The organism is Sphingopyxis sp. UBA6723, assembly GCF_002454115.1.
Classification (GTDB): domain Bacteria; phylum Pseudomonadota; class Alphaproteobacteria; order Sphingomonadales; family Sphingomonadaceae; genus Sphingopyxis.
Map to the genome: position 1 here is coordinate 119,269 of NZ_DKIH01000013.1, position 11,847 is coordinate 131,115.

Annotated in this window: 8 protein-coding genes and 1 tRNA gene; 3 read left to right on the forward strand and 6 right to left on the reverse strand. The window is 63.2% G+C overall.

Going from position 1 to position 11,847, the window contains the following annotated elements; translation table 11 throughout:
* Positions 1-5: 5 nt before the first annotated feature.
* The gene (locus tag B4F07_RS13910) at positions 6-1,304 is read left to right on the forward strand and encodes a dihydrolipoamide acetyltransferase family protein (protein WP_293697161.1); all 1,299 of its coding nucleotides are present in this window, start codon (positions 6-8) and stop codon (positions 1,302-1,304) included.
* Between the two features lie 109 nt (positions 1,305-1,413).
* Here B4F07_RS13910 and B4F07_RS13915 read toward each other — a convergent pair whose 3' ends face one another.
* The 4 genes from B4F07_RS13915 to B4F07_RS13930 form a co-directional block, all read right to left on the reverse strand.
* Positions 1,414-6,570, reverse strand: a complete 5,157-nt coding sequence (locus B4F07_RS13915; RefSeq protein ID WP_293697158.1) for a hypothetical protein — start codon at positions 6,568-6,570, stop codon at positions 1,414-1,416.
* Positions 6,571-6,637: 67 nt separating this feature from the next.
* Entirely contained in the window at positions 6,638-7,714 is a 1,077-nt protein-coding gene (locus B4F07_RS13920) for a hypothetical protein (protein WP_293697155.1), read from the reverse strand.
* Between the two features lie 73 nt (positions 7,715-7,787).
* Positions 7,788-8,252 carry a hypothetical protein gene (locus B4F07_RS13925; protein WP_293697153.1) on the reverse strand — a complete coding sequence of 155 codons (465 nt, stop codon included), beginning with the start codon at positions 8,250-8,252 and terminating at the stop codon, positions 7,788-7,790.
* Positions 8,253-8,263: 11 nt separating this feature from the next.
* The gene (locus B4F07_RS13930; RefSeq protein WP_293697150.1) at positions 8,264-9,265 is read right to left on the reverse strand and encodes a hypothetical protein; all 1,002 of its coding nucleotides are present in this window, start codon (positions 9,263-9,265) and stop codon (positions 8,264-8,266) included.
* Positions 9,266-9,461: 196 nt separating this feature from the next.
* Between B4F07_RS13930 and B4F07_RS13935 the strand changes: the two genes are divergently transcribed.
* Together B4F07_RS13935 and B4F07_RS13940 are read left to right on the forward strand one after the other, a co-directional pair.
* Positions 9,462-10,658: an AI-2E family transporter gene (locus tag B4F07_RS13935; RefSeq protein ID WP_293697147.1), complete on the forward strand. Its 1,197-nt coding sequence runs from the start codon at positions 9,462-9,464 to the stop codon at positions 10,656-10,658.
* A 43-nt stretch (positions 10,659-10,701) separates the two neighbouring features.
* Positions 10,702-10,778, forward strand: a tRNA-Asp gene (locus B4F07_RS13940).
* A 78-nt stretch (positions 10,779-10,856) separates the two neighbouring features.
* Here B4F07_RS13940 and B4F07_RS13945 read toward each other — a convergent pair.
* Both B4F07_RS13945 and B4F07_RS13950 read right to left on the reverse strand, forming a co-directional pair.
* Complete coding sequence (locus B4F07_RS13945) at positions 10,857-11,102, reverse strand: DUF2842 domain-containing protein (protein ID WP_293697144.1); 246 nt, start codon at positions 11,100-11,102, stop codon at positions 10,857-10,859.
* On the reverse strand, positions 11,099-11,692 hold the full coding sequence (locus B4F07_RS13950; protein ID WP_293697141.1) for a 5-formyltetrahydrofolate cyclo-ligase: 594 nt from the start codon (positions 11,690-11,692) through the stop codon (positions 11,099-11,101). The genes B4F07_RS13945 and B4F07_RS13950 overlap by 4 nt, the downstream gene beginning before the upstream one ends.
* Positions 11,693-11,847: the final 155 nt, after the last annotated feature.

Sequence of the window (11,847 nt, forward strand, 5' to 3'; positions counted from 1 at the left end):
CGCCGATGGCCCGCTATTCATTCCGTCTGCCCGACATTGGCGAAGGCATCGCCGAGGCCGAAATCGTCGCCTGGCATGTCAAGATCGGCGAGCGCGTGGAAGAAGACGCGCAGCTGGCCGACATGATGACCGACAAGGCGACGGTCGAGATGGAATCGCCGGTTTCGGGGATCGTCGTCGAGCTGGCCGGCGAGGTTGGCGATCTGATCGCGATCGGATCGACGTTGGCGGTGATCGAAACCGACGCCGACGGCGATGTCGAAGCGCCGCCGGTGGACACCGCGATCGAAGCACAGATCGAAGCTGAAACCCCGGGACCGGATCCGGTGCCTGAACCCAAGGTAACAGAGTTAACATCGGCCTCTGAGGCGCCGAAACTGTCAGAAAAGCCTTCCGAAACGCCAGCCGCTCCGGCGGCACCGGCTGTCGCCGTCCATCACGACGCCAAAGTCCTTGCATCGCCCGCCGTTCGGGCCCGCGCCAAGGATCTGGGGATTGATCTGGGCCAGGTGCAGTGCGACGGTGACCGCATTCGCCACGCCGATCTCGACGCTTTCCTGCGCTATAGCAGCGGACAGGGCTACCATAGCCCCGGCGCCAGCCGTGCGCGCGCCGACGAGCCGATCAAGGTTATCGGCATGCGGCGCAAGATTGCCGAGAATATGGCGGCGTCGAAACGCGCGATCCCGCATTTCACCTATGTCGAGGAAATGGACGTCACCGCGCTGGAAGAAATGCGGGCCGATCTGAACGCAAACCGCGGCCAGCGGCCGAAGTTGACGATGTTACCTTTCTTGATTGTGGCGATTTGCCGCACGATTCCGCAGTTTCCGATGATCAACGCGCGTTACGACGACGAGGCTGGGGTGGTGACGCGGTACGGCGCGGTGCATCTGGGCATGGCGACGCAGACCGATGCGGGATTGATGGTCCCGGTGATCCGCGACGCGCAAGACAAGAATGTCTGGCAATTGGCGAGCGAAATTGGGCGTTTGGCCGAGGCTGCGCGGACCGGCAAGGCCAAGGTCGACGAGCTGTCGGGCTCCACGCTGACGATCACCTCGCTCGGTCCGCTTGGCGGCATTGCGACGACGCCGGTGATCAACCGGCCCGAGGTCGCGATCATTGGACCGAACAAGATTGTCGAGCGCCCGGTCTTTGACGGCGACGACATTCGCCGGGCGAAGCTGATGAACCTGTCGATCAGCTGCGACCACCGCGTTGTCGATGGCTGGGATGCGGCGAGTTATGTCCAGGCGCTCAAGAAGCTGGTCGAGACGCCAGTTTTACTGTTCGCGGACTGATAAGCCTACCCAACAACCGTTCGTGTCGAGCGTCGTCGAGACATGCCGAGGTCGTAAATGCCTTCACATGTCTCGACTTCGCTCGACACGAACGGAATAGTGGGTGAGCTTAAAGCCCCAACCCCGCAAAGCTCGTCTGGTCGAACTTCAGCTTGAAGGTCACATAAGCACCCGACCGCGAATAGCGCGCGTCTTCGAAGTCGCGGTCGTGGAAACCCGCGAAATTATAGCCGAAGGTGACGTTAGCATTCTTCATCGGAGCCAGCGTCACGGTCGGACCGCCCGCCCAGGTAACAGTGTCAGCATCGGTGCCGATCCGCACCGTACCTGACGCTCCGACGTCGACATGCTCGCCCAGATTGAAGCGGAAATCGGCGCCGATCAGGTTCGACCAGCCCTTGACGTCATCCGCGCCGAAACGGTCGAAATTGTAGCGTGTGCCCCAGAAAAAGCCGAATTCACCGCGTTCGAACCATGCGCGGCCCGCGCCGCGCCGGTTATCGCGGTCTCCGAGCGGGGTCCAGTTGACCGACAGGCTGTTGAGCAGGCGGCGACTGGTGGCGTCGCCGTCGATCGTCAGCGGGCCACCGCCGATCGGCCCGGGCTGGCCCGCGATGGCGTCGCGGACCTTGTCCGACCTGAACTCGCTCTTGTTGAGCCAAGAAACGCTGGACGCTGAGGGGCGATGCGCCCAGCTCATCTCGAAATTGATGACCTCTGTCGTCGGGGTCGTGCCGCTACCGCTGGCTTTGGCGTAGGTGAACAGGGCGCCGAGCGCACGGCCTTCGCCGAGCTGGCGCAGACCGCCCAGCGTCAGCCCGTAACGATTGGCGATCTCGCCGTCGCGATATTCGGCGCGTCCCGTCAGTGTCCAGCGATCGGCGCGATAAGTGGCGCCGGTACTGATCGCGAGGAAATCTTCGGTCAGCGTCCCATTGTCGCCGAGGAAACCGCCCGAAGCGACGGGTTGGTTAACATTGATAACATCGCCCGCCCGGATACCGCCCAGGGTGCGATTGCCGTCGACCGATACGTCGACCGACCAGCGCTCGCCGAGCTTCAGCGATTGCGACAGGCCATAAGCGGCAAAGCTGCGCGGGCCATATTCGCCGATCTGCTGCTGGTTCGCGGTGGCGAGCAGGCGTGCGCCCGACCAAGGGGTCAGGTCGAAACCCAGCCGCGCGGTGCGCGCCTTGATCGTGTCGCCATCGGCGATTTCATAGCTGCCGACCAGATTGACGTCGCGATTGATCGCAAAGCGCGCGCCAAGGCGGTGACGGGTCGGAAAATCGATGCTGGCATCCTTGCCGCCCAGCGCGAATTCGGTCTGTGCGTCGAGTTCGAGGCGCTTTTCGAACAGTCGCTGCGTCGCGCCGAACTGGACGATGTTCGAGCGGTTGCGGGTGCCGTCCGACAGCCGGTCATCAGCGTGGGTCAGCCCGGCACGCGCCACCGTCGTGCCATTGTCATATTCCGCCAGCGCCCGCGCGGCGCGGCGACGCGCGCTGGTATCCAGATAATCTTCCTGCCACGCGCTACCAGTCAGCGACAGGGTGCGTGCGGCGCGCAGCCGGGCATCGACGCCTAATTTGCGCGTGCCATTTTCGCCGCGGTTGAGTTGGCCCGCGCCGAAGCCGCTTTCGCGCTCGCGGACATAGGCCAGGAAATCGGCATTGCTGCTGTGATGCTCTGCCTCGATCAGCCACGCCTTGGCGGTGCCTGCGGCGGCAGCATTGCCGCCATTGGCCGCCTTGGCATCGCTGACCGCCAGCTCGGCGCGGACTTCCGTGTCGATATTCGGACGATAGCGGGCATCAAAACCGCCGAGGTTGGTCTTGGCGTTGCCGTCTTCATCATGGATGAAGGTTGCGCCGACGCGCAGTTTTTCGTCATTCGACTGGTAACTGACGCGGCCGCCGGCGTTCAGTACCCGCTGGCCCACACCATCGACCTCATATTCGGCGACGATGAATTGCGGATCGAGATCTGACGAGCGGCTGAGCACGGGGCTACGGAAGCGGATCGTTCCCGACAGATAGTCGATGTCATAATCGACGTGGCGCGTCATGCTGACACTGTCAACAATGCGCTCGCTGCGCAAGCGGTCGCGCGTTTCGATGACGATGCGCTCGCTGTTCGGCAGGATGTCGCGCGCGCCAAGCTGATAGGGGCCGGTCAAGCCGTTGCCCTGGATTTCGTCGCGGCGGAAGCGGTAGGGGGTGTCGGCGACGAATGCGGTCGCGGCGAAGTTGCGGCCGCGATATTCGGCTTTGCCGCCGTTGAGCGCGCGCTGGTAGCGCGCGAGCTCGGGTTCCGAGATTCCCGTCTCGATATCGCCGAACATCGCATAGAATTGCGGGCGTTCAAGGCGCAGGTAGAGTTTGCGCACCGACGCCGCGTCGTAGCGTGTCTCGTTGCGGTCGGCATAGATGGTGTAATACGCGCGCGGGTCGATCACGCCGCCAAAGCGGGCGTCGTCTTGCTCTTTGTCGCTGTCATAGGCCAGCGTCATCAGCCATTTACCGCGCATCCGGCCCTTTGCGTAGAGCGCGAGGCGCGCATCGGCGTTGAGGTCGTCGAGCGTTTCCGCCGTGGGCTCCATGCGATCGTCGAGCGTGCTATAGCCGAGCGTCCCGGCGGCGAAACCCACTACGGTCCACGGCCGATCGCCCGGATCGAGCCAGGTTTCGATCGTCTGCTTGCGCGTCACCTTGTCGTCGCGGAAGATGAAATCCATCGCCAGCGTTCCCGACGCGGTCGTCGGTTCGAGTTCGATATAGGCGATGCCGTCGTCGCCATCGATTTTCCACAGCGGCTGGGCGCGCTCGAGCCCGGCGAGCTGGCGCGCCTGCTGTGCGTCGGCTTCGACGGCGGGATAATAGGGGGCAGGGACGCTGAAATCGCCGGTGAGGCCCGATCGGATCGGTTTGCCGTCGCGATCGGTCAGCCGCACTGCGATGACAGGACGGGTGACCCCATCGGCCACGAGCACCGACTTCTCGCGAAGCAGGACAGCGCGCATCGGGGTGATCGAATAGTGAACATTTCGCTCCAGCGCCGCGATGATAACGCCGTTCACATCTTTCACCTCGGCGACGAGGCGGTTTTCACCCTCGCGGATTTCCAGCCCGCGCCACAGGCTGACCGCGACGGTGCCGTCAGCGGACTTGCTGGTGCCTTCAAAGCTGAGCGGGTCGGCGGTTTTGCCGTTGACGCGCAGCGTGACAGTCTGGCCCGGTGCATGCTTGATCGCCGCGCGGATCGCTTTCGAGCGCGGATTATGGTCGGTGGCGGGGAACAGCCAGTCGATGCCGGGCGCCTGCCCCGCGAGCCAGTCACGACCGGCGCCTGCGGCTTCGGGGTCGCTGAGCACCGTTGCTGCCGCAATCGCCGCTGTTTTGGGTGCGGCGCGGGGAGCGCTGGTGATTGCGCGGAAATCAGCGCGTTTCAGCGCGCCGCCGCGGCCTTCGACAAAGCGCGAGATCGCGCTGCCTGCGCTTTGCGTCGAACGGGCGCAGTCGATCGCTTGGCGGTCGAGCGGCAGCGTGGAGGGATCGATCTGGACCACGTGCAGGCCGGGGCGCACGCCTTCGAAATGATAGCGGCCTTCTTCGTCGGTGACGGTGTAGCTGCCGTCCTGGAGCATCACGCGAACACCCGCGATACCGTCCGCCTTGCGCGGATCAACCGTGCAGCCGCCATCGGTGATACGACCGATGATCGTCATCCGGTCGCCGAGCTGATCGCGTTTGATTGAAATCGTCGCTTCAGCGATATTGCTCGCCGAACCGCGATTGTCGACGGCAGAGGCACGGTTGAGCGCGTTGCCCGGCTGCGCCGACACGATGACTTCGGCGAGATAGGTGAGCAAGGCGGTGCGTGATGCTGCGATGCTGGGGACTACCACGCTGAATTCGCGACCATTGGCGGCGACATTGGTGGTCACCCGCACCCCGTCGATCCGCACCGTATCGGCGCGCAGGCGCATTCCGGCGGGCAGGATGTCGCTGACGGTCACCGCGCCGGTATTGCGACGCGCGTCGCGGTTCGCGACCTCGATGCGGTACTGGATCACGTCGCCGGGCACCGCAACCTGTGTCGAGGTCGACTTACGGAGGATCAGCGGCAAACCGGGTTGATCGACCGGAATATCGACGCGCACCGGCGCCGGACTGTTCAGCGTGAACGGGTCGCCATAGCTGGCACCGCTGATTTCGAACGGCAGGCCGTCGTCGGGGCGGCGAAAAGCGGCCAGATCGGCGGGGTTTGATGCCGACGGCGCGGTGAACGGGGCGGGGGGCTGCACAACCAGGCGATACGTCCCCGGCGCGACGAACGGAAAACGATAGTCGCCTGGCGGGAAATTATAGGTCGTACCGCCCGAATCGGTCACGTTCTGCCCCGTGACGACGCTGGACGGGTAGGCGGAGACGCCGTCGTCGCCGAATACCATGGCGGGCTGGCCTGTGGCAGCATCGATCAGGGTCACCCGGCTGCCGGGAACCGGCGCGCCGTCCCCGCTGTCGAACACGATGCCGAATGGATCAACGAGAAAGTTGATCGTTGCCAGCGCAACCAAGCTGGCGCTTGCCTGATCGGAGACGCGCAGCGACAGCGCCGCGCCCGGATTGACCGACAGGCGGCAATCGCCCTGCGCGACCGCGGGCGGAATTCCGATCGTGTTGATAAAGCCGACGAATTCGCCGCTGTTGTTGGCGGTTTCGGTCAGCGTGATCTCCTCGCGATCGCCATTTTCGAGCTCGAGGACGACGCCCATCGTGTCACGCACCTGCGGATCGACGTTGGCCGATGCGAGCGTAACCCCGACGACGAGCACTTCGCCGGCGCGGAAATTGTCGGTGCTTTGCAGCGAGGCGGGGGCGGTCGAAATGCCCTCATAGACGCCGCTGAGCGGGATCGTGCTGCTCGTGCTTCCCAAGCTGGTGCTGCTGCTGGCGATGCCGCTGCTTAAGCTGCTGGCAATGGGGCCACCGACGCGGCTGCACTGCGTTGGCGCCAGCGGCACCGATTTGTTGCCGCCGCCACTGGTCAGCCGGTAAGTGGTAATCGTCGGCCGTTCGGGGGGACGCGGCGCCACGGTGACATCGACGCGGTTCGACAGCGCCTGCCCGGGGTTCCCGTCATGCGTCCACTGCGCCGAAGCCGTGTTGGATATCACCTGCGCGCGCGCCGACGGAGTCGCTGGCAGCAGAGCTGCCGCGATCAGCGCGCTTGCAAGGCCAAAATATCTGGTGCCGAGTGCCATGATAGCCCCGAAGGGAGCAGCGGACGACGGCTTTTGGCCCGCACCCGCTGCTCCATCGGTATTCCGATCAGTTGACCGTCGCGCGGAAGACGAGCGTTTGTGCGGCGCCTGCAGCAATTGTGGCGATCGTTCCTGTCACGTTCGGCGCGGTATAGCTGCCGCCTGCGGTGCCATTGAAATCGCATGTGCCACTTGGCACCGTGCCGGTGTAAGTGCCGCCCAGCAGGATTGAACCCGGAACAAAGGTCAATTGGCCCGGAACCGCGTCGTTGATCACCACCGAAGTCGCGGCAACCCCGCCGGAATTGGCGACGGCGATGCAATACTCGACCACTGCGCCGGGAATCAGCTTCGGATTGGTCGTATTGTTGAACGGATCCGAGATGACGCGGCTGCTCTTGGCGACCGTAAGCGTCGCGGTCTGCACCGTATAATCGTCGTTGTCGCTATGCGATCCGTCGCGCGCGGCATCGCCGGTAACGCCTGCGATATCGGCAAAGACCGTATCTTTGCCTGCCGTATTTGCACCGGCCGTCTGGGTGATGGCCGCACCTTGGGCGCCAACGGTGCCGCCTTCGCGTGCGGTGGCACGAAGGGTGACACCCGCGACCGCGTTGTTAGCTAGGGAAGCAGGAACGTCGGCAACCACAAACAGCCGGATTGCGGTATCGACAACGAGTTCGTCGACATAGCCGGTAAGGAGCGTGTCACCGACATCCCAGCTTCCAACCGTGCCGGTAGCTATATTATCGCGATAAATCCGTACGTTGGTGACATCGAATGTGTCGGTGCCGCCATGCGCTGCGGTCCCGCCCGCGATCTGCGAAGCGACGAGTGCGAAATCGAGCGTCTCGTTCGAACTGTTGGTCAGCTGGAACGTCGTGACGGCGTTGGTTTGCCCCGGCACGACATTGGTCGTGACCGTGCCGACTTCTTCGACAAGCAGGTTGATCTTGCGGTCGACGGTGAAATTGTTCGACGCCGACTGCTGTCCTTGCGCAACGCCACCGACCTGATAGTCGACGGTGGCGGTATTCGTGATCGTGGTACCCGCGGTCGTTCCGGCAGCAAATGCCGGGGTAGCGGCGAGACTTGTGATCGCCGCCAGACCGATGATGCCCACGGTGTTCAGCTTGCTGGTCATAGCTGAGCTCCTTGGCTTTGGTCGATTGCCGTTTCCCCACCGCTGGCAATCTGTAAGCGGTCGTTCTAATTTGCTATTTCACAACTCCTCGAAACATCAGCTTGCCGCTGCCGCCCGCCGGAATCGGCTTTGAAAAAGCCCAGCGGATGTGCGTCACGTCGGCGGGTTGCGCTGCGCGGCGGGTGCCGTCGGGCAGGGCCACCGTCAGTTGATCAAGCTGTCCCCAGCCGCGGCCGCCGTCGATCGAGACGAGCGGGCGGGTGTCGCCGGCGTCGGCAAAGCTGACCGCCGCGGGCAGGGGATTGGTGATGACGAATTTGTCGGCCGGTTGCGCTCCGGCGTTGCGATAATTGAGTACGAAAACCAGCCGGTCGCCGGGAACGACAACCTTCGGTTCTTCCAGCAATATCCGCTGTTTGCCCTGCGCATCGGTGGTAACCCGCTCGACGAATACGTCGTTTGCCAGCGCCACATGGTTCGCGGCGAGCGCCTGTCCCGGCAACAGGGCCGCGAAAAGCAGAAAAAGCGCTTTGCGCATACGCATCTCCATCAATTGATTGTGGTTCGGAACGTAACGGTGCGGGTCTGACCACCGGCCACGGTGCCGAGCGCGACATTGATCCGTGTGCCATTATAGTCGCCCGCGTCGGCGTCGATCGCGTCTGACTGTGCGACGCCGCCAAGCGTGATCGAGCCCGCGGTATAGCTTGTGTCGGCGGGGATATTGTCGGTGATCGCAAGGCCGCTGACCGAGCCGCTGCCCGCAACGGTTGCGACAATCGTATAAGTGATCGTCGCGCCCGGAATCGGGTCGGCGGTGCCGAGCGAATTGTTGACGACGGCTGATTTGACGAGGGTGACTGTCGCCGCGGACACGATAAACGCCCCGGCATCGCTGCCATCGGCTCCGGTCGCGCCAACGACCGCGTCGCCGCCGCCCTCACCCTGACCGGCAAAGCTGTCACCCGGCGCGCCGGTACCGGTCGCCGCCGCGGCGACCAGGCTGACGATGCCGCGATTTCCGTCCACGACCCCGCCCGGCGTTGTTGCAACGACAAAAACTGTGACGCTTTCGTCCGGATCGAGCTCTGGGTCGTTCGCGCCGGGGGTGTATGGTGTGTCGGTTCCCGCGTCGAATACGCCGTCACCATTGTCGAGATAGATTTGGGTGACAACGGGGTCGTAATTATCACCGCCGCCGTTGGCGATCGTGCTCAGCACGAAGTTCTCGACGCCATTGCCGGTGTTGGTGACCGAGAAGGACAGCACCTGTCCCGTTGCGCCAGGGGTGGTTGGCACATCGGCGGAATTGCTCGAATCTACGGTGACGTCGAGCAATTCATCGACGAGCAGATCAACCTGGTTCGAATTGATCGTGGTTGAACCGCCGCCGGTGTCGAAGCTGGCCGAGGCGGTATTGCTGATCGTCGAGCCGGCGCGTGTACCCGCGGCTTGCGCCTGCATCGGCAACGCGAGCGCCGCCAGAAGGGCGAGAAATGAACAAGAGGGAAGAAGCTGATGCTTCGCGCCCCCCACAGGCGCTTTCATCATCACTTTGACTCCGAAGTGGTTGGTCCTTGACTTCATAAGTCGCCGAAAAAGGGTAATTTCTGGTTAAAAAGCAGCGAGAAAGGCAGTTTCTGACCCAGAGGGGGACAAATTTGGCATCCGATTCGTCGCGAAACGGGCGGCTGGTGCAAAATGCAAACGGCGCGTAAGAAGAGGCGGTTAACGCAGGAGAACTGGGGTGGCGGACGATCGGGGGAGCAAAGGCACGCGCCCGCGTTCGAATCCGCTGCATCAAATCGAGATCGATGATTTCCGCCGCGATCGGTTGCTCGCGGCGCTGACGCTGATCTTTGGCGCGAGCTTCTGCCTGGGGCTACCGTTTGCCCTGCAGTTCGGCGCGGAGTTCTTTTTGCCGCTGACTGCCGCGATCGTGATCGCGATTGCGCTGGTGCCGCTGCTCGAATGGCTCGAGCGGCGTGGCGTGCCCTCAGCACTGGCGGCTTTTCTTTCGCTCACCGGGTTTCTAATGCTGATCAATGCCGCGCTGGCGATCATCGTCGTACCGGCGACGGGGTGGTTTGCGCGGCTGCCCGATTCGATCCCGCGGATTCAGAGCAATCTGGCACCGTTGATCGATTTTTACTCGACGCTGCAACGGTTTGTCGATCGCACCCTGTTGTCGGTGGCGAGCGGAAGCGAGGCGACGGCGCAGGCGGTGGCGGCGACCGCGCCCACGTCGGTCGTTGATTATTTCATCTCCGCCGCGCCATCGGCAGCGATCCAGTTGTTCTTTGCCGTGCTGGTGATCTTTTTCTTCCTCTCCGGCTGGACGCGACTGCGCAAGGGGACGATCCGGCGGCGCGGCAGCTTTGACGGCGCGATGCAGACTGCCCGGGTGATCCAGAATGTCGTCGATGCCACCGCCGACTATCTGGCCACCATCACCATGATCAACGCGATTCTGGGGTTGTCGGTCGCGCTGCTGTTGTGGGCGCTGGGTATGCCTTCACCGTTCATGTGGGGCGGCATCGTGTCGCTGTGCAATTTCGTGCCCTATGTCGGACCGATCGTAGCGGCGATCCTGCTCGGGCTGGGCGGGTTGATGACTTTTGACGCGGTGGGGCTGGCGCTGCTGCCAGCACTGCTGTTCATCGGTGTCCACACGGTCGAGGCCAATGTGATTACTCCGCTGGTGCTGGGCAAGCGGCTGACGATCAATCCGTTGCTGATCCTGGTATCGCTCAGTTTCTGGGGTTGGGTATGGGGTGCGCCGGGGGCGTTGCTGGCGGTGCCATTGCTGCTGATTTTGCAGACGGTGTTGCAATCGACGGGGACGCCCGATCTGGCAGGTTTCCTGTTCGAACGCGGGACGTTGACGACGGTCGACGAGATGCGCGATCGATTAAATCGCGGCGAAGCCGAAAGCGACGGTTGACAGGTCGGGGCGAGCGCCATATTGGCGCTGCTCCCAAGCACACGCGGGTGTAGCTCAGTTGGTTAGAGTGCCGGCCTGTCACGCCGGAGGTCGCGGGTTCGAGCCCCGTCACTCGCGCCATCCCTTCCAATTTTGGACGGGATGGCCACCGCGTCTTGGGATTGCCGATACTGGAAATTGGGAACCTGGCGCCGCTCGTTAGCGGCGCCAGGTTCCCAATTCCATCCAACGCAGCAGTGGCTTCAACGGCATGATCCAGACGATTCCCGCGATTAGGTAAAACACCGCCTGCACCAGCACCGGCCACGTGCCGACCCATGGCGACAGGCTGACGATAATCGTCGTCCAACCAGCGATCAGTAGCAGGATCAGCAACATGCCGACAGGTTTGCGCCAGCTCGGCTGGGGGTTGCTGTCGGCGTGGTCTTGGCGATCTTCGCTCACAAACGGTCTCCACACAGGATGAATTCTTGTTCGGTCAGGACGGCGTCGAGCGTCATGTCGGTTGATTCGCGTGGGGCCGCATCGATCTCCTGAACCGACCAGCCGACCCCGATCCGCAGCGCGTCCGGATGCGCTGCGAAATAACGGTCATAATGGCCGCCACCTTGGCCGATACGGCTGCCTTGGCGGTCAAACCCGACGAGGGGGCAGAAAATCAAGCCGGGGGCGGCAACGGATGCATCGTTCAGCGGCTGCTGGATACCCCATGGTCCCTTCTCAAGCGGCGCGTCCGTCCGCCAGCGCCGAAAATCCATCATATCGGTGCGCGTGGCGTGATGGGGAAGGGCGAGTGCTCCCGTCGCCGCGACATCGTCAAACATCGGCAGGATGTCAGGCTCGTCTCCCCACGCGGCATAGGCGCCGATGACGCCATGATCGGCCAGAAGCTCGGAAATAGGTGCGGGAAGCACACGAAACGCCGCCAGTCGCGCCATTCCGCCCAGGTTTGCGGCAAAATGCTTGCGGCGAAAGCGCAGTTTTTCTCGCAATTTCTGCTTTTGGAGGACCAAATCGGCGGACAAGTCGGTCATCGCCTCCTGTGAAACCTGGTCGATCGGTTGGCGGGACCGCCGAGGTCGTTTGCTGGAAAGTCCTCTGACGCCAGTAACGTCAGGTGGGAACCATATACGTCGGACCAGGGTCCGGGCAGGGACAGCTCCCTAGGATGATGTATCGCCTCAGGGAT

What these genes read in the sequence shown, in the direction of transcription:
- B4F07_RS13925 (WP_293697153.1), bottom strand. Translation starts at nt 8,252, where the DNA reads ATGCGCAAAGCGCTTTTTCTGCTTTTCGCGGCCCTGTTGCCGGGACAG.
- B4F07_RS13950 (WP_293697141.1), bottom strand. Translation starts at nt 11,692, where the DNA reads ATGACCGACTTGTCCGCCGATTTGGTCCTCCAAAAGCAGAAATTGCGA.
- B4F07_RS13920 (WP_293697155.1), bottom strand. Translation starts at nt 7,714, where the DNA reads ATGACCAGCAAGCTGAACACCGTGGGCATCATCGGTCTGGCGGCGATC.
- B4F07_RS13915 (WP_293697158.1), bottom strand. Translation starts at nt 6,570, where the DNA reads ATGGCACTCGGCACCAGATATTTTGGCCTTGCAAGCGCGCTGATCGCG.
- B4F07_RS13910 (WP_293697161.1), top strand. Translation starts at nt 6, where the DNA reads ATGGCCCGCTATTCATTCCGTCTGCCCGACATTGGCGAAGGCATCGCC.
- B4F07_RS13930 (WP_293697150.1), bottom strand. Translation starts at nt 9,265, where the DNA reads ATGATGAAAGCGCCTGTGGGGGGCGCGAAGCATCAGCTTCTTCCCTCT.